We start from the raw sequence: 20,941 nt of genomic DNA, 5'->3' as shown, positions 1-20,941 counted from the left end.
ATCTTCTAACCCAGTAGATTAGCGGTTTTTATCTGATAATGAGTGTGGTCTTTTGGTCTCAAGTTGCGAATTAAATAATCACTAATAATCGATTTTGACAACCGGAGAATATGCCTAAGCGTGCAAAATAAACGTAAAAAAGTCTGCTAAAAGGAGCTTTAATTTGAATACTGAGGTTGACCCCATAAATGTGGAAAACTTACCCAGTTTTGATGACGTGGGTGAAACAGGGATCTATTTTCTAAAGCGGATGTTTGTCAGCGCTCAGCTGAACAAAGGCCAAGGTGCGAACATCGTCAAGTCTAATCGGGAATGGTCACTTATTGTATTGGTTTCTGATCTGCTTGGTGTTGGCCTGGAAGCGACTATTAGTAAGTTGTATTCGTGTGAAAGCTTTAGTGAGTTTGAGAAGTGGGTTACTCACTGCGTGCCAACAACAAAAAGCGCGACGGTTAAGCAAAGCATTAATCGAGCGGTGGAGTCACACTTTAAAGAAGCGCTAAGCAGTAACGAAGGTAGCGTAAAAAAAATTGCCAGCAACGCTCACGCAGTCACAATGGCAACATTGGCAAGACTTTGGCTATCTCGTTGTCTCCAATGTCATTGATAGTACTCTTTGCCAAGCCGCCAGAGAACTGGCATTTGAAGAGATTAACGCTGATCCTAAACGGCCGGAAACTTGGTATCAGGGTGGTGAAAAACGGCGAGGGATAATGGTGCAAAGCTTTGAACATGCCATCCAAACTCAGATAAAACAATCCCTTAAAGTCCGTGCAGTGTTTGCAGCGCTTTGGCAAAACCATAATCTCCAATGCAGTAGCGACAGAATGGGCTTTAACCCACCCGAAACCAATACCTGGCACTTTCCCGGGCCTCACCTGCACTGGGATATCAATTTTAATAAGCCGTTGAGATTTGCAACTCAGGGTTTGATTTACCTTAATGACGTTACTGCCGATGGCGGCGCTTTCAGTTGTGTGCCAGGGTTTCATCACCAACTCGAATCTTAGTATCAAGGTTTGCCCGAGGGCTGCAACCCTCAGGATCAAAACTGGTCTAAATGGCCGGTAAAGCCCACTGTGGCAAAGGCTGGTAGCTTAATTGTTTGGCATCAGTTTTTGCCTCATGGCAGTAGCCCTAATCACGCCGACGAGCCCAGAGTCGTGCAGTATATAAACATGTATCCTGCTGCATAAGCGGTTTAGGCTCAATTTCGATACCATTCAGTGTAATTGGCTGTAATAGCTTTTTTAAGAAAACAAACCATAATATTCAAGTTAGCGCGTTCCAGTTATAGTCACTGTAAGATACTGCACTTTTTAGCGCCCAAGCTTTAAGGTGAGTGGGTTTAACCGTGAGAGCAAGCGCTCTGTTTTTGTTCAATTCAAGATTTTACATTTTTGTATAAAATGATTTTTATTTGTTTATCTTTTGTTTTTTTATGATTTAAATTGATCTGAACTAATAAGCTAGATGTTGTTACAGGTTAAGCTGTACTTACAGCGTTTATTTGTTATTAACAAGCGAGTTAACATTTTGCTTGTTGTCAAGGATTTGAGGGGCTTACCATCGTGGAACAACAAAAGCAGTCAGGTGCACTTGCGCCTGAGTTTATCGATCCGCAAGTAGATGACCTACTTAAACATTCAATTCGCACTCAGCTGCAGTCAATGCTTCAAGCTAAGCTTTCGGTATCACAACGACAACAATTACTACAGAAGAGCTTTGTTGCGACAATGTCGTTGGTTTTGTCTGAGACTAAAGCAACTCACTCGCAGTTAGTGACGGCCTTTGAGTGCATGTATGATCACGCAGTGCAGTCAATGGCGTTTGCAGAGTTATCACAAGAGCTACTAACCAAACAGTATATTTCGGCCACCGGGCTGATTATGTCTCCAAATAACTGCAAACACACCATCAAAGATGTTTACCGCATTCAAGGTTATGCAAGAGGGATAGATCAGGCTATTCGTGGCATGCTCAAGAATAAAAAACAAATAAACATTGTTTATCCAGCCTGTGGCCCATTTGCACCGCTATTATTGCCGTTACTGAGTTATTACCTACATCATCAATTGTTCACCAAGCAGCAGATCCAAGTGGTGTTAGTGGATGCCCACCCTGGCGCTGTCATGTCTTTGCGCCAGTTAGTTAGCGACCTCAACCTGGACTCATTTGTGGTGCACATTGAAGAGGCCGATGCCACAGAATATAAGCCTGAAGATGCCATCGACCTTTTGGTGCTAGAAGCCATGCAACATGGCTTTACCAAAGAAGGGCAGCTCAGTATTGCCAAGCATTTAGTGCAATTTTTGGCATTAGACGGTTGGTTGATCCCACAAAATGTCTCTGTAAAAGGAATGATGGTGCTAGGTGAAACCGAGTTTAACCAACAGTGGAAACAAGCTGAATACAGTCATTCTGAGCATATGTTGCAAGACGCTTTGCAAGACAGAGTGGAGCTTGGTGAAATCTTAAGCATCAATAAGTCGACACTGTTAAACATGCAAGAGCTGGAATTACAAGATGGTGTTAAAGTGATCCCAGCAAATCAAATTGTATTGCCCACTGGCATTGCCGATATGAGTCAGCGTATTTTTGCCATCTATGCCGATGTGGAGACGTTTGCGCAAGAAAAAGTAGGCCAGTATGACTCCGGCATTACCCATCCAAAGCCAGATACCAGTATCTATATTGATTTAAAACCAAAAGACATTGAACACACCCACTTTGTTGCCAGTAGCGGCGATACAGTACAGTTTTATTATCAACTGAGTGGCCTGCCTGGTTTTGTGCCCGTTAAAGTTGCGGGAGCAGAACGATGATACCTAAGTTTGCCGTGTTTACGGGGAGCTGTCTGAGCCTTCCTGCTATACACTTTTTACAACAAGAAGACGCGCTTGGCTGTGTGGTACTTGTTGATGCTCAACCTAACCCAGACTTGCAGCAACTTCAACTTTGGTTGGAGCAAAATAATATTACCACGCTAAGCTATAGTCACCAGGCAAGTGACTCGATGCTTGCTGAGTTTGATAAACTCCAAATAAATCATGGGCTCGTGTATTTTTTCAGGCATAAAATACAGTCGCAACTCATTAACTACTTCAATGGTGATTTGGTTAATATCCACCCAAGCCCCTTACCTGAGTACCGAGGCCCTCAGCCAATTTATTGGCAACTACGAAATGGTGAGATAACAACGAAACTTACGCTTCATAAGGTAGTTGAGGAGCTGGATAGTGGAGATGTTGGCCTCGACATTGCGATAGATATCCACCCCTTTGACACCAGCAAATGTTTGTTTCAAAAAGTTTCTCAGGCCCTGCCTAGCTTAGTATCACAATATTATCAAGGGATACTGGAAGGGAACTTAAGGTGGCAAGAGCAAGTAGGGAAGGGAATCAATCGGGCGCCAAACCTGCAGCAGTCTGATCTAATGATTAACTGGGCAGAGCATAGCGCGACCGATATTGTGAATATGGCTAGAGCTGGAAATACAGAGTCATATAGTGCGTATTTTGAGTTTAGACAAGATGTTTTTCAAGTGTTGCAAGCTACCAAAGTCCAAAGTCAATTGAGAGGCATTCGTGCAGGCACAATTATTGAGTTGGAGCAAAAAGCGGGCCTGGTAGTAAAAACAATCGATGGTGCTGTTCGATTGGATTTAGTTGCGTGTCAACAAGGTGCATTTGACGGTTATAGGGTAGCAATCTTGTTTGCACTGGACCCTGGATTGGATTTAACCAATTACAACAATGTTGTTTAAGCTTGTTTGAGATCAATTGAATAAATGGTAATGCAAACTATTTTTTAACTAGCTTAGTGCGAAGGATACGATAGCGGTAGCGATGTATTCATACCCAGATATTTTTCAATCCTGTTGTTCAACTATGCTCGATTATAACTGGAGAAGCGAGACAGATATGAACATAAAGATCAAACTTACTAATCGATATGATTATGAGTTGCTTATCTACCCTTTTAATGGTGGTTGTTACCCAGAAGCAGATAAAGCCACTCGAGTTGCTCAAAAGGAAGGGAGTGGTGAGCTTACTTTAGCCAGCGGAGAATGTGGTGTTATTGCGATCCCTGGTATGGGCGACTTGTTGGTGCAGTTTATGGGCCAACAGCGATTGGAAAATATTCATGATAGGCATTGCGATACGCCAACTGATTTTGACACGTTCGAACAGATGGCCTTATTACGCTACAAGACGACTGAACTGTATTGGCGCTTCCCTAGCACTGAGGACGACGCTGAATTGCAATTGAGTATAAATGAATTAGGTACGGTGTGTTTGGATAAAGTCTTATCTGGTGAAGCGCGTAAAGTGTCATTGCCTGAATTTTTTATTCCCCCGGTGTTTTGTCCCCATGGGCCCGAGGGGGTAGTGGAAGCAATTTCAGATCCAGACATAGATTCGTAAGATTGAACGACTAAGTGGTATGAAGTTTTAAGTAGTAATGGCGATAGTTCGCTAAGCTGCGGTAACAGCGTTATTTGCGCTTATCAGTCAGGTTTGCCGCAACACAATACGATTAAAGAATGATAAGGAATTAACATGGCTACTGAACCGTATATTGGCTCTTTGTCTACATTTGCCGGCACTTTTACTATTGAAAACTGGGCGATGTGTTTAGGCCAGCTTTATTCAATTGCACAAAATCAAGCACTCTTTTCGTTAGTAGGGACTACATATGGTGGTGACGCTCGCACTACTTTTGGCATACCAGACTTACGCGGCCGTAGCCCGGTGGGGCAAGGCACTATGATTGGCGGACAAGAATACCGACAAGGCATTAAGCAGGGTAGAGAGTATGTCATCTTGAGCTTTTCGCAATTACCAACACATGATCATCCCGCTCAGTTTGTACAGACAGCAAGCCAACCTGCCAGTGGTTCTTTTAAAGTCGCTACAAATACGGCCAACATAGGCACGCCAGATGATAGCTCTTATTTTGGTGCGAATCCGAGTCCCGCTTTTGTAAAGGAAGGGTTGGGCTTTAACACTGTGGACATCCAAGGACTTGATATTCAGGGGGGGACGATTAGTGGGAATGTGGTAGTCGGAACCGCTGGTTCAAGCGCCCCAGTAAATATCGTGAACCCGGTTTTACCAGTAAACTGGTTGATTGCATTGCAAGGAGCGTATCCTCCCAGATCTTAAGGTCAGCTCATGATAGAGATTTATTCACAGTTGTGAATCAGATAATTGGTAGTAGTTTGGCCTAATGGCCGCAAACTACAAGACAAATATTGCTTACTTAGCTTAATGATTTGTTAAATAAGCAATATCTGACTAAAGAACAGAATTTCTGGGGTAACGTTATAAAAGCGGCTGTAGAAATTAGTAATAATTGGTTTTTAGTAGGGAATGGCAATGTATTTTAATCATAAACAGTTTTTGACTAGCGCTAAAAGCGTAAGTGATTGTACTAAATTATTACTTATCGGAACATCGCTGTTTAGCTCAGGTGTCATGGCAGGAACTTATACATTTACAAATTCCAATATTTCGGGCAGTGGAACACCGACTGTCACCTTAACCGTTGATGATATTACCTTAACTGCGACACAAAGCACGGGTAACAATATCCAGATGGACTCCAATTATCTTAATTTTGGCTCATCCACAAATACAGACACTTGGACAGTTAGTTTTAGTGCCCCAGTAAGCATCACACAGTTTGACATAGGAAACTTTAGTCCTCCAGCAGATCACGGTAATTATATATTTACTCCAGATGACGGTACGTCTGTGAGCATCGCATCAAATGATCCAGAGTTATCTGACCAAACAACCACGTTAAGTCCAGCTGACTGGGATGTAATAAACTCTTTTACCATGAGTTTTGCTAATTCGACTGATGGTCATTCAATCGGTCTGCAAAATGTTGTTTTTACAGCGGCTGTAGTCGACAATACCGCCCCTACGTTCGATAGCACAAACTCAACACCACTGGATAACGCAACCAATGTGTCTGTTAGTAATGACATCGTTATTGACTTCAATGAAAATATTGCACTTGGTAGCGGTAATATCACCATTCGCAACGTCACAGACAATAGCGATTTTGCCGTATTTAGTGTTACAGCAAACAGTGGTGGTGAAACCACTTCACCGGCTCCGGGCTTGGTAAGTTACACAGGTGATAAAGTCTATTTAAACCCAGCCAGTGACCTAACAGGTAATCGAACTTACGCAATACGAATTGACTCGGGCGCGGTAACAGATACCGCTACCGCTACCAATGACTTTACAGGGATCAGTGACGACACCACTTATAACTTTAGTACGTCCAATACCGCACCTGAAGTTGATCTGAACTCTGGCACCGGTGATAATGATAACAGCGTGAGTTTTTCAGAGGGGAATGGTGTAGTTAATATCGCCAGCAGTGCATCGGTCACTGAAGCGGACAGTGATACACTAAAAACCATAACAATTACACTGACCAATGACCAAGATGGGTCATCTGAAGGGCTAAACGTAACAGCGGCAGCGCAAAACGCACTGACGGGTGTGTCTGGCGCGTCGGACATTACACTTCAAGATACAATTTCTATTACCGGAGCCACTGCAACGGCTGCCGAAGTTGCTACCTTCTTGCAAGCCGTCACCTATAACAACACATCCAGTACGCCAAATGAAACGACGCGTACAGTGACGGTTGTGATCAATGATGGCTCGACCAATAGTGCAACTCGAACTGCAACTGTGAGTGTAAGCAACACCACAGCGGCATCATCGAGTGCAGCTGCATTTGATACCACCAATGGCACTAATCTTACACCCGCTATTACCTTTTCCAGCGAAGATGAAACACTTACTATTGTAGATGCCAGCCATACCACAGGCTCTACGGCAGATGGTGGTGGCGGCACAGATATATTGTCAGTACCAACGGGTACTAATCTTGCAAACCTTACTTCATTAACCAACTTTGAGACACTTACACCCGACAGTGGCGCATCAATCACATTGACGGAGTCTCAACACGAATCATTTACCACCATAAATGGTGCAGGCACCAATCAATTCACGCTCAGTAGCGCTGATGGAAACGGGGTTATTTCAGCTGACAGTGACATTGAAACATACGTACTCGACGCGGCATTTTCGATCACTATGGGGAGCTCCGGACAGAACATTACCGGTAGTAGTGGCAATGACACGGTTATTACCGGGGCAATAACCGCGACCGGGACACTCTCAGGTGGTAGCGGTACTGATGTGCTGCAAATGGCAAACGGCTCTAATATCTCCAATGCCACTATAAGTGGGTTTGAAACACTTACAGTTGAAAATAATTCCACAATTACCATTACGGAGGTTCAACACGACACCTTTAGCTCAATCACAGGTAGTGGTACTGAGAGCATTTTAATTGCCGTTGCCAACGATGGGTTTACCGCATCCAGTGCGATTGAAGTGTACTACTTAGGTCAGGCCAATACGGTCACTTTGGGGGCTGCGGGTCAGACGATTGTGGGTAGTAGTGGCAATGACACCATAGATGTTGGAGCTTTCACCACAGCGGGCACGCTAAACGGCTCGAGTGGCACAGACACATTGTCAATGAGCTCTGGAGCCAGTATCGCAGGTGCTACAGTCTCTAATTTTGAGAATCTGACATTGGCCAGTGGTGCAACCGTGTCAATGACGGCCTCTCAGCCTGCTCTATTTGGCGGCACCATCGTAGCAGCAGGCACTGAAACCATTAATATCACCGGCAACGGTGACTTTACTACGCTTGCTAATGTCGAGAGCTTCTCGGTTGGAAACTCATCGACTAACAGCAGAACGGTTACAGTTGGGGATGCGGGCACCTCAGTAACAGCTGCGTCTTCAACAGATGCCGTCACATTTAACGTTGGGACGCTTACATACACTGGTACACTTACTGGTGATGGTACAACAGCTGATACGCTATCAATGTCTTCTGGAGCAAATATATCTGGCGGGTCAATAGCGAATATCGTTAATTTGACAGTAGTCAGTGGTGCTTCGGTCACAATGACGCCAGTACAGAACGCTGCATTTACCGGCACTATTACTGCAACTGGATCAGAGACCATAAACATCAGTGGTGATGGCGACTTTACAACGCTCAATGGCATAGAAAATTATTCAGTAGGTGATGACAATACCAATACTAGAACCATCACGGTCACTAATGCATCGGCTACCATAGCTGCAACCTCTGGAACTGATGCAATTACGTTTGATATTGCTGGCAGTGCTTTTAATGGCTCGTTGGTAGGCGATCCTATAACGGGCGATACTGTGAGTGCATCAGATGGCGCGGATGTAAGCGGTGGTGGCTTTACTAATATCGGCACGTTATCGCTGGTCAGCGGGGCAACTGTGACGATTGATGCTGCTAATGTTGCAAATAACTTCACCTCGGCGATCACCGGTGCTGCGGGATCTGAAACGCTAAAACTAGTGGATGGCGGCACATTTAACTTCGCCAACACCAGTGTCTCTGAAGTCGAAAACTTGGCGATTGGAACCAACAGTATCTTCAATATTTCATTGACCGATAACTTTGATTCCAATGGTAACGCGGTTACGATTTCTAATGCATTCGGTAGTGCAATTACTAATGCTATTACACTCAATGCCAGCGCACTAAGCGGTGATACCATTAATATGACCGCCACCGATTTTAATGGCAACGACACCATCAGCGGTGGTAGTGGTGCCGATACTATTCGCCCTGGTGGCGGTACCGACTCGATGACAGGTAATGCAGGCAACGATAATTTTGTTGGTAGTGCCACAGATCTTAACGGAGATACCATTGCCGACCTAAGTATTGGCGATATAGTTACCGTAACTGGTGTAACTGGGCTGACAACAAGTAATGTACGCTTTAATGGCACGAGTGTACTTCAAATAGACACTAATGCCACCGATTTCAGCGCGGTTGAAATTTCACTTAGCCTGACTAATGCACCGGGCAATAACTTAGGTTTTTCGGTAGCAGATAATAATGGCAACACCGAAATTACTTTCATCACTCCTAATGATGTCCCTGTATTTAGCAATCTCAATGGTGGTGGGACATTTGTAGAAAATGGCTCGGCTGTAGTTATTGATTCTAACGTACTTGTCGCTGATACAGAATTAGACGCGTTAAATACCGGTGCGGGTAATTATGATGGTGCCTCTTTAACCATCACGAGAAATGGCGGTGCAAATAGCCAAGATGTGTTTGGCAATAATGGTTCGCTCGGCACATTAACAGAAGGAAATACATTTACCTACAATGCAGCAACAGTTGGTACGGTAACAACGAATTCGTCGGGCACTTTAGTACTGACTTTCAATTCTAGTGCAACGTCTGCAATTGTAGACTCTGTGTTACAGAATATCACTTATCAAAATAGCTCGGAAGCTCCTCCTGCCTCTGTCACGTTAGATTTCACCTTCAATGACGGTACTGCCAACAGCACAGGCACTAATCAGGCAACTATCAATATCACAGCGCAAAACGATGCGCCAACAGACATCAGTTTATCCAATACTACAGTGAATCAATCGGCAACAGGGGCCGGTGCAAATATTGGCATATTATCAACTAGTGATGTTGATACCAGTGATAGTCATACGTATTCTTTGGTAAGCGCTGGTTCAAGTGCAAGTGGTACGTGTAGTGCTGATACCGATAATGCCAGTTTCCAAATCAATGGCTCTATTTTAGAAACTCAGGCGGCTCTGAATGGCGGAACTTATGTGGTATGTTTGCAGACAAATGATGCCACCACGACATTCCAAAAAGCTTTTACAATAACAGTGAATGATGATGTTGCACCAGATGCACCATCGACTCCTAATTTAGACGCTGGTTCTGATACTGGGCCTTCTAACTCTGATAATATTACCAACGACACAACACCGACCCTTAGTGGTACGGCCGAAAGCGGCGCAACAGTTACACTTTACAGTGATCAGGTTGGTGGTGGAGCCACAGTCATTGGCACTGGAACTGCTACTGGCGGTAACTGGCAGATCACAACCAGTGCATTGACCGCAGGTCTGGTACATGGGATTTCTGCTAAGGCGACCGATGCGGATAGCAATGAAAGTACGTCTTCAGGTAGCCTAAGTGTCACTATTGACACAACAGCACCGAGTGCACCTTCTACTCCAGACCTTAGTGCAAGTAGTGATACCGGTTCATCAAACACTGATAATATCACCAACGATACGACCCCTACATTTACAGGTACTGGTACTACCGGTGACACGGTAACACTTATTTCAAATGTAGATGGCACTGTAGGTAGTGCAGTGGTAAGCGGTGGAACATGGACAATTACTAGCTCAGAGCTAACCTCAGGTGCTCAAACAATTTCTGCTCGGGCGATGGATACCGCTGGTAACACAGTAGACAGTGCTGGGTTATCGGTCACTATTGATACTAATGTCAGTGCTCCAACTATAACCACACCAATCGAAGGTGATGGCAAAGTTAATGCTGCGGAAGACAATGATGTATTAATCACCGGATCTGGTGCTGATGCTAATGTTACTGTCAGTGTCAGTATAACTGATGGGTCAGCAACACTGAGCCAAAATGTAACTTCTGATGGTAGTGGCAACTGGACTATCAGTGGCAGTGAATTTAATGTCAGTGGTTTTACAAATGGTGATTTAACGATCTCTGCTAGCCAAACCGACAATGCTGGGAACACCTCCAGTGCAGCCAGCACCACCATCACGTTAGATAATGCCGCGCCAAGTGCACCGTCTATCACCACCCCGATTGAAGGCGATGGACTGGTTAATGCAGCAGAAGACGCGGATGTGTTGATCGCTGGAACCGGCGCGGAAGCGGGGAACAGCGTCACGGTAACCATTCATGATGGCGCCAATAGCTTAAGCCGCACGGTTACTGCAGATAATACCGGTGCGTGGACCATCAGTGGCAGCGAGTTTGATGTTAGCACCTTTAATAACGGCACCTTGACGGTCTCTGTTAGCCAAAGTGATTCGGCAGGTAACACCTCCAGTGCTGCCAGCACCACCATCACGTTAGATAACGCTGCGCCAAGTGCACCGTCTATTACCACCCCGATTGAAGGCGATGGTGTTGTTAATGCTGCAGAAGACGCGGATGTGTTGATCGCTGGCACGGGCGCCGAAGCAGGTAATAACGTCACGGTCACCATCCACGATGGCGCCAATAGCTTAAGCCGCACGGTTACCGCGGATAACACCGGTGCGTGGACCATCATTGGCAGTGAGTTTGATGTTAGTACCTTTAATAACGGCACCTTGACGGTGTCTGCTAGCCAAAGTGATAGTGTGGGGAACACCTCCAATGCTGCCAGCACCACGGTTACGTTAGATAACGCTGCGCCAAGTGCGCCGTCTATTACCACCCCGATTGAGGGCGATGGACTGATTAATGCTGCAGAAGACGCGGATGTGTTGATCGCTGGCACGGGCGCCGAAGCAGGTAATAACGTCACGGTCACCATCCACGATGGCGCTAATAGCTTGAGTCGTACCATTACTGCGGATAACACCGGTGCATGGACCATCAGTGGCAGCGAATTTGATGTTAGCACCTTCAATAACGGCACCTTGACGGTGTCTGTTAGCCAGAGCGATAGCGCGGGTAACACCTCCAGTGCAGCCAGCACTACGATTACGTTAGATAACGCCGTGCCAAGTGCACCGTCCATCACCACGCCAATTGAAGGTGACGATGTTGTTAATGCCGCAGAAGACGCGGATGTGTTGATCGCTGGAACCAGTGCGGAAGCGGGTGCGAGCGTCACGGTAATTATTGATGATGGTGCCAATAGCGTAAGCCGCACGGTTACCGCGGATAACACCGGTGCGTGGACCATCAGCGGCAGCGAGTTTGATGTTAGTACCTTTAATAACGGCACCTTGACGGTGTCTGCTAGCCAAAGCGATAGCGCGGGTAACACCTCCAGTGCTGCTAGCACCACCATCACACTAGATAACACCGCGCCAAGTGCACCGTCTATCACCACTCCGATTGAGGGAGATGGACTGGTGAACGCCGCAGAAGACGCGGATGTGTTGATCGCCGGAACTGGCGCGGAAGCGGGTAACAGCGTCACGGTAACCATTGATGATGGCGCCAATAGCGTAAACCGCACCGTCACAGCCGACAACACCGGTGCGTGGACCATCAGTGGCAGCGAGTTTGATGTTAGCACCTTTAATAACGGCACGTTAACGGTCTCTACTAGCCAAAGTGATTCGGCAGGTAACACCTCCAGTGCTGCTAGCACCACCATCACACTAGATAACACCGCGCCAAGTGCACCGTCTATCACCACCCCGATTGAGGGAGATGGACTGGTAAATGCTGCGGAAGACGCGGATGTGTTGATCGCCGGAACTGGCGCAGAGGCGGGTAACAGCGTCACGGTAACTGTTGATGATGGTGCCAATAGCTCAAGCCGCACGGTTACCGCGGATAATACCGGTGCGTGGACCATCAGCGGCAGCGAGTTTGATGTAAGCACCTTTAATAACGGCACCTTGACGGTGTCTGCTAGCCAAAGCGATAGCGCGGGTAACACCTCCAGTGCAGCCAGCACCACGATTACGTTAGATAATGCCGCGCCAAGTGCACCATCTATTACCACCCCGATTGAGGGAGATGGACTGGTAAATGCTGCGGAAGACGCGGATGTGTTGATCGCTGGAACTGGCGCGGAAGCGGGGAACAGCGTCACGGTAACCATCCACGATGGTGCCAATAGCTTAAGCCGCACCGTCACCGCGGATAACACCGGTGCGTGGACCATCAGCGGCAGCGAGTTTGATGTTAGTACCTTTAATAACGGCACCTTGACGGTGTCTGCTAGCCAAAGTGATTCGGCAGGGAACACTTCCAGTGCAGCCAGCACTACGATTACGTTAGATAATGCCGCGCCAAGTGCGCCGTCTATTACCACCCCGATTGAAGGTGACGATGTTGTTAATGCTGCAGAAGACGCCGATGTCTTGATCGCCGGGACTGCCGCGGAAGCGGACGCAAGCGTCACGGTAACCATTGATGATGGCGCCAATAGCTTAAGCCGCACGGTTACTGCAGATAATACCGGTGCGTGGACCATCAGTGGCAGTGAGTTTGATGTTAGCACCTTTAATAACGGCACCTTGACGGTGTCTGTTAGCCAGAGCGATAGCGCGGGTAACACCTCCAGTGCAGCCAGCACTACCATCACATTAGATAACGCCGCGCCAAGTGCACCGTCCATCACCACGCCAATTGAAGATGACGATGTTGTTAATGCCGCAGAAGACGCCGATGTCTTGATCGCCGGAACTGGCGCTGAAGCGGACGCAAGCGTCACCGTGACCATTGATGATGGCGCCAATAGCTTAAGCCGTACGGTCACCGCGGATAATACGGGCGTCTGGACCATCAGTGGCAGCGAATTTGATGTTAGTACCTTCAATAACGGCACCTTGACGGTGTCTGTTAGCCAGAGCGATAGCGCGGATAACACCTCCAGTGCAGCCAGCACTACCATCACATTAGATAACGCCGCGCCAAGTGCACCGTCCATCACCACGCCAATTGAAGGTGACGATGTTGTTAATGCCGCAGAAGACGCGGATGTGTTGATCGCCGGAACCAGTGCGGAAGCGGGTGCGAGCGTCACGGTAACTATTGATGATGGTGCCAATAGCGTAAGCCGCACGGTTACCGCGGATAACACCGGTGCGTGGACCATCAGCGGCAGCGAGTTTGATGTTAGTACCTTTAATAACGGCACATTGACGGTGTCTGCTAGCCAAAGTGATTCGGCAGGTAACACCTCCAGTGCAGCCAGCACTTCCATCACATTAGATAACGCCGCACCAAGTGCGCCGTCTATTACCACCCCGATTGAGGGCGATGGACTGATTAATGCTGCAGAAGACGCGGATGTGTTGATCGCCGGAACTGGCGCGGAAGCGGATGCGAGGGTCACGGTAACCATCCACGATGGCGCCAATAGCCTAAGCCGCACGGTTACCGCAGATAATACGGGCGCCTGGACCATCAGCGGCAATGAGTTTGATGTTAGCACCTTTAATAACGGCACCTTGACGGTCACTGCTACTCAAACCGATAGTGCGGGGAACACCTCCAGTGCCGCCAACACCACCATTACGCTAGATAATGCCGCGCCAAGTGCGCCGTCTATCACCACCCCGATTGCAGGCGATGGACTGGTTAACGCTGCGGAAGACGCGGATGTGTTGATCACCGGCATCGGCGCAGAGGCGGGGAATAGCGTCACGGTCACCATTGATGATGGTGCCAATAGCCTAAGCCGCACGGTTACCGCGGATAACACCGGTGAGTGGAGCATCAGCGGCAGTGAGTTTGATGTTAGCGCCTTTAACAACGGCACGTTGACGGTGTCTGCAACTCAAACCGATAGTGCGGGGAACACCTCTAGCGCAGGCTCAACCACCATCACCCTAGACAATTCAGCTCCAAGTGCATTAAGTATCACGACTCCAATTGAAGGCGACGACTTAATAAATGAAACTGAAGATAGCGATGTATTGATTGAAGGAAGCGGTGCAGAAGCGCAAAACAGTGTAACAGTCACAATTGATGATGGTGTGAATAGCTTAAGTCGAACGGTCACTGCGGATAACAACGGTGCGTGGACCATTAGTGGCAGCGAGTTTGATGTTAGCACCTTTACTAATGGCACCTTAACGGTCACTGCGTCACAAAGTGACGCATCCGGTAATACATCTAGTTCAGCCAATACGACTGTCACACTAGATAATTCAGCACCAGAGGGTATAACAGCCTCAATCGATCAAGAGTTGATTAACGCAGACAATGAAACGTCATTTAGTTTCACATTAACTGGATTAGAGTCAACAGGGAGTTTCACTTACGAGATATCTGACGGAAATACTTCAGTAACGAATTCAAGTGCCATTGAAATCACGAGCACAACACAGCAAGAAACGGATATTGATGTTACCTCTTTAGGCGAAGGAACACTTACACTTTCGGTTATAGTTAGTGACGATGTTGGTAATAATAGCGACACGGTAACTGATACAGTGACTAAGCAATATAATGTCGCTCCGGTATTGTCTGGCTCTCCTGATACGAGTGTAGATGAAGATAGTGTTTATGACTTCACGCCAACATTAACCGATCCGGATAGCGATGATACTCACACTTATAGTATCGTGAACAAACCTGACTGGGCTGAATTTGATACACAAACAGGTCAACTGACAGGTACGCCTGAAGACTCGGATGTCGGAACGACTTCTGATATTGAGATATCAGTTACTGATGGAACGGATAGTGACACCCTAGCAGCATTTAGTATTGAGGTAATCAATACTAATGATGCGCCAATAGGACAAGATGTCAGCTTTACTATTGATGAAGGGGGATCCTTATCCAAAGATTCTGAAAATGGATTACTCTCTCTTGCAAGTGATGATGATCTCGACTCTAACGACAGTCTCACTGTTGTAAAAGATACAGACCCGCAATACGGTACATTGACGCTCAATGCTGATGGTAGCTTTGAATACATTCATAGTGGCGGTGAGGATAGTACAGATAGTTTCACGTATCGTGTTGAAGACAGTGAGAATGCAAGCTCACCAATCTACACCGTGACTATCAACACCACTGCGATTGAAGACGCCCCAACCGCGGTAAATGATACGCTAACAACGTTGGAAGATGCGTCTAATTCAGTCAATGTGCTATTAAATGACAGTGACCCTGAAAACAACATGGTTGCATCGTCTGTCACAATCAAAACTCAGCCAACGAAAGGGCAATTGAGTGTAACTAACGGTGTGGTTACCTTTACTCCAACTGCAAATGCCAATGGTGAAGATTCATTCACTTATACGGTGAAGGATTCAACGCAGGCTGAGTCGAATGAGGCAACAGTCAGCATCAATATTACACCGGTAAATGACTTACCAGTAGCGGCAAACTTTACGCCAAATATTGATGAAGATACCGCAAAATCAGCGTTGGCAGTACGAGCAAGTGCAACAGATGTAGAGGATATAAACCCTACAGGTACCATAACTCTAGAGTCACAACCTACAATTGGTCAGGCAGAAGTTGACCTTGACAATGGCACCATTACTTACACGCCAAATGCGAACGAAACCGGTAGTGACAGCTTTACTTATTCGATTCTAGATAGTGAAGGTGGAAAGTCGAATATTGCGACCATTTCCGTAAACATAGGTGCAGTAAACGATAGACCTATCGCAGCTAATGATGAGGTGACGACAGAAGAAGATACCGAAACTACCCTTGCCATTCTGGCGAATGACTCGGATGTTGAGGATCAAGGCTTCGAAAGCTCCGCGATTGTACTCGAAGATAAAGGAGATGGTGCGGGTAATTATGAACTGGCTGATGTTACTGTTGGTGCCGATGGCTTATTGAATATCACACCAAAGCAAGACCAAAACGGTATGTTAACCTTTACCTATACAGTTGATGATAGCGAAGGGTTACGTTCTGAACCTGCAATGGTCACGGTGAATATTACAGCTGTTAACGATGCCCCTGTTGCAGAAGATAATACTGCGCAATTACTTGAAGATGGCAATATTGAAATTAACGTGTTGGGTAACGACTCTGATGTTGATAGCCAATTAAATGCATCAAGTGTGGCTATTGTGAGTCAACCACAAGGAGGCACGTTACAGTTACTGGCATCAGGTAATATTGTTTATACACCAATTGCAAACTTCTTCGGTAATGATGCCTTTACTTATACAGTGCAAGATGCTGAAGGATTAGTTTCTAACCTTGCCACAGTAAATATCACGGTGACCTCGGTGAATGATGCGCCGGTTATTTCTGGAACACCATTAACCAGTGCAAGTGAAGATGAAGCATATAGTTTCACGCCTACCGCTACAGATACTGATAATGATCCACTCATCTTCAGTGTATCGAGCCTGCCTATTTGGGCCACTTTTGATGATATAACTGGAACAATCTCAGGAACGCCTATTGAAGGTCAGGATGGCACCTACTCAGATATTGTTATTACAGTCTCTGACGGGCAAGTTGATGCTTCGTTGCCAGCGTTTGCTATAACAGTGAGTCCTGTTAATGACGCACCTTCGATTTCGGGAACTCCATCAGCAAACGTCAATCAAGATGAAGATTACAGTTTCACGCCTACAGCATCTGATGTGGACTCCGAAAACTTAGTCTTTGCTATCGAAAATGCCCCAGTTTGGGCAAGTTTTGACAGCACAACGGGTAGCCTTTCAGGTACACCAGTGAGAGAAGACGTTGGCACCTATAGCAACATTATAATCAGTGTGAGTGACGGTGAACTCGAAGCAAGCTTACCGGCATTTGAAATTGTCGTGGCGCCCGTTAACGCGGCACCTATTGCCAACAACATGCAAAGAAGCGTACTCGAAGATGGTACAACGAGCTTTACTGCTGATGTTCGTGATGCTGATGGCGACACATTGACAATGGAGCTAGTGTCGCAGCCGCAAAGTGGTGTGGTGCAAATTCAAGGTACGGTGTTTACTTATACCCCATTGCCGAACTTCAATGGCACAGACGTGTTTACGTATACGGTGTCAGACAATGAGTTTAAGTCAAACACTGCTTCTGTGACGATGACGGTGACGTCTGTAAATGATGTTCCAACTGCCGTAGACGACAGCTTTACCTTTGATGCGGTGCCTTCGAATCAATACATACTTCCTGTGTTAGATAATGATGTTGACCCTGATGGCACAGAGCTTAGAATTATTGGCGCTAAAGCCTCTATTGGTTCCGCATTCATAGCAAACAATACGTTAACTTACGAAGCGGTGCAGAATACTCAAGGGCCTATTGTTGTTACTTATTTAATTGAGGATGAGGGCAAAGCCAGAGCTAAAGCGAATGCCAATATTACAATTAATGAGACGGGGGCAGGTAGCGCGCCAACGATAACAGCACCGAGTGACTTAACCGTTGATGCCACCGGACTATTCACTAAGGTTAACTTAGGCACGGCCGTCGCCGTTGATAGCTCTGGTAATTCATTACCGGTTTCACTAGTAAGGGGAACTCCTATTTTCGCGCCAGGAAGCCACATTGTTTACTGGCAAACGTCTGACAACGAAGGACTGCAAGCAACAGCGAGCCAAAATCTTAATGTCAATCCGTTGGTATCGTTGCAAAAGGATAGTCGAGTAGCTGAAGATCGCAGCCACTCCATTCAGGTATACCTCAATGGACCTGCGCCAAGCTATCCGGTGACTGTACCATATACGGTATCAGGTACTGCTGATAGTACAGATCACGACTTGCAGTCAGGTGAGGTCATCATAAACTCTGGAACCAGTGCGACTATCAGTTTCAATATATTTGCTGATGGCGTTTCAGAAGGCAATGAAACCATAGTTGTTAGCTTAGATGACACGCTGAACAGGGGCGCCACATTTTCTTCTACTATCACGATTGTTGAAGAAAATGTGGCACCGAACCTGACAACAGCCATTTTACAGAATAACGAGGAGCGTAGCTTAATTACTGCCTCAGATGAGCAAGTAACAATAGAAGCGCAGGTTAGTGACCCTAATCCAAATGATTTAGTAAGCGTGACTTGGCAGCCCGATGCCGAGTTGGTTAATGTGTCAAACGATCCATTTGTATTTGAGTTTAATCCTGCCAATATCCCAGCTGGGATCTATAAGGTAAGAGTAACTGCCACAGATAATGCTCAGCCTAGCTTGTCGACATCTCGTAATGTGTTTGTTGAAGTCGTGCCGTCACTAGCCCCCCTCACAGGTGAAGACAGCGATGGAGATTTAATTCCAGATGATCAAGAAGGGTACTCTGATGACGATGAAGATGGTATTCCTGATTTTATGGATGCTATCACTGATTGTAATGTCATTCAGGAGCAAGCGCTCGAATCCAATCAGTTCTTAGTTGAGGGGGATCCTGGTGTTTGTCTACGCAAAGGGGCAACCGTTCCACAAAACAATACTGGTGGGTTGCAGTTACTTGAAGAAGAGTTACCGTCAGATCCTAGTGCGAGTAACGCCGGTGGTATATTTGACTTTATAGCAACTGGCCTACCACAGCCGGGTGACGTTTACAGTATTGTGCTGCCACAGCGTCAGCCAATTCCGCTTAATGCCGTGTATCGTAAGTTAATCTCTGGGGAATGGCGTGACTTTGTCACTGGAGATGGTAATGAGTTGCTGTCTACCACAGGTGAGCCTGGCTTCTGTCCACCTCCAGGCAGCAATCAATGGACGGCAGGGTTAGCTGAAGGGGATTGGTGTGTGCAACTACGAATTGTAGATGGTGGCCCGAACGACGATGATGGTGTAGCCAATGGCAGTATTGTCGACCCCGGTGGCATTGCGGTTGCGGTGAGTGACAATACGCAGCCTGAAGCCAGCCCAGATTCCGTCACCATAGTATCGGGTCAAGAAGTGGTGATTGATGTCCTTGAAAACGACAGCGATGCTGATAATGACACCCTCACCATAACGGGGGCCACGGTTGACTTTGGTGACGTTACCATTGAAAACAATCAGCTCCGTTATCTTCCACCCGCAAACTTTATTGGTGATGCGACGATTCAATACAGTGTCACCGATAGCCAAGGCGGCTCAGCAAATAGCACCGCTGTAGTGAGTATCGTGGTCAATCAGCCGCCGCAAACGGTGAATGATACGGCTTCTAGCAATGGCTCTGAGCTGGTTATTGATGTCTTAGCCAATGATAGCGACCCAGAGGGTGGCGCATTGAGCTTGGTGGCTGCGACGGCAGAGCAAGGTACAGCGAAAGTGAATATGGATGGCACCTTAAGCTATAAACCAAACTCAGGCTTTGAGGGTGTTGATACCATAGTGTATACCGTCAAAGATGAATTTGGTGCCACTTCTGAGGGACTTGTATCTGTGACGGTGACCCTCAAGCAGGTAACCCAGGTTGAAAATAGCTCCTCGGGGAGCATGGGAGGTATGGTGTTGTTATTAATGAGTGCGCTGGTTATTCGTCGCCGCAAAGCAGTGTTGCCGGCCTTTGCCTTGGTAACCACGAGTTGTTTATTAAGCTCTCAAGCCAATGCGGCTGATTGGCAACTGACGGCAACGGCAGGTCAGTCTGAGGCGGATAGCCAGATTGCCAGTGCTGGGCTTGATATCACGGCGGTAGACGACAAAAGTAACAGCTGGTCAATTGGCGCGTTTTATGAGCTGTTGCCAAGTTGGCAAGTGGGTTTACGTTACATCGACTTAGGTCAAGGCAGTGTTGAGTTTAGCGGGCTAAGCGAGAACCCAGAGCAAACCCAGCAGCAGCTTTCAAGGGTGGCTCCAGTGCTGCCAGAAGGACCTGCATTACAGTTCAACTACATTAACACCTTAACGGGTAAGCTCAGTGGCAAAGCCTTTTTGGGTGCCTTTAATTGGGATTACCGGGTAAACAGTGTTCGTGACGGGCGTTTTTCTACGCGTTATGAAGACAGCGGCACCAGTGGTTATGTTGGGGCTGGGCTTGCGTATCAAGTAACGAGTTCATTGTCACTCGGGGTGGAATACAGCAAGTATTTTATTTCTGCCAATGACGTTGATGACGTTTCGTTGAGCTTGAGTGTGCAATTCTAACCTAGCCTATATGTTGTAATAAAAAGCCCTCGCAAGAGGGCTTTGGGCTATGGTAATCCTTGATTAACTGAACCGTTTTACACTGCAACGTGCCGAGGGGAGGTGGTCACAGTTTAGTGTAAAGACTACTAGCAGTTACAGTTGTCTCAAGAGTTACTTCGGACTCCGTTAAGGCAATGGTGACCGATAACCTTACCTATGTTTCCTATTAAAAGGGCTGATGCACGAGCGCTGCCATTGATGCTAACGTGGCATTGAATAAGCGCTAGGCTGTATTGAGATAAAAT

At 46.7% G+C, this 20,941-nt stretch carries 6 protein-coding genes and 1 pseudogene; all 7 read left to right on the top strand.

Annotated features, from left to right (window positions below):
• The first annotated feature begins 163 nt into the window (after positions 1-163).
• The 7 genes and pseudogenes from R3P39_RS01520 (at position 164) to R3P39_RS01490 (ending at position 20,654) form a co-directional block, all read left to right on the top strand.
• Positions 164-607, top strand: a complete 444-nt coding sequence (locus R3P39_RS01520; protein ID WP_336565246.1) for a hypothetical protein — start codon at positions 164-166, stop codon at positions 605-607.
• A pseudogene (locus R3P39_RS01515) lies at positions 531-1,196 on the top strand (phytanoyl-CoA dioxygenase family protein). The gene R3P39_RS01520 and the pseudogene R3P39_RS01515 overlap by 77 nt, the downstream one beginning before the upstream one ends.
• 375 nt (positions 1,197-1,571) lie before the next feature.
• The gene (locus tag R3P39_RS01510) at positions 1,572-2,825 is read left to right on the top strand and encodes a hypothetical protein (RefSeq protein ID WP_336565245.1); all 1,254 of its coding nucleotides are present in this window, start codon (positions 1,572-1,574) and stop codon (positions 2,823-2,825) included.
• Positions 2,822-3,766, top strand: coding sequence for a formyltransferase family protein (locus R3P39_RS01505; protein ID WP_336565244.1), 945 nt, complete (start codon positions 2,822-2,824; stop codon positions 3,764-3,766). Before R3P39_RS01510 ends, R3P39_RS01505 begins: the two co-directional genes overlap by 4 nt.
• A 157-nt stretch (positions 3,767-3,923) precedes the next feature.
• Positions 3,924-4,427, top strand: coding sequence for a hypothetical protein (locus R3P39_RS01500; protein WP_336565243.1), 504 nt, complete (start codon positions 3,924-3,926; stop codon positions 4,425-4,427).
• Positions 4,428-4,562: 135 nt separating this feature from the next.
• Positions 4,563-5,168, top strand: coding sequence for a phage tail protein (locus R3P39_RS01495; protein ID WP_336565242.1), 606 nt, complete (start codon positions 4,563-4,565; stop codon positions 5,166-5,168).
• 213 nt (positions 5,169-5,381) lie between these two features.
• Positions 5,382-20,654 carry an Ig-like domain-containing protein gene (locus tag R3P39_RS01490; protein WP_336565241.1) on the top strand — a complete coding sequence of 5,091 codons (15,273 nt, stop codon included), beginning with the start codon at positions 5,382-5,384 and terminating at the stop codon, positions 20,652-20,654.
• Positions 20,655-20,941: the final 287 nt, after the last annotated feature.

The organism is Pseudoalteromonas sp. UG3-2, from assembly GCF_037120705.1.
Classification (GTDB): domain Bacteria; phylum Pseudomonadota; class Gammaproteobacteria; order Enterobacterales; family Alteromonadaceae; genus Pseudoalteromonas.
Note: the sequence above shows the minus strand (reverse complement) of the source record. Positions and strands in the feature narration are given on the sequence as shown.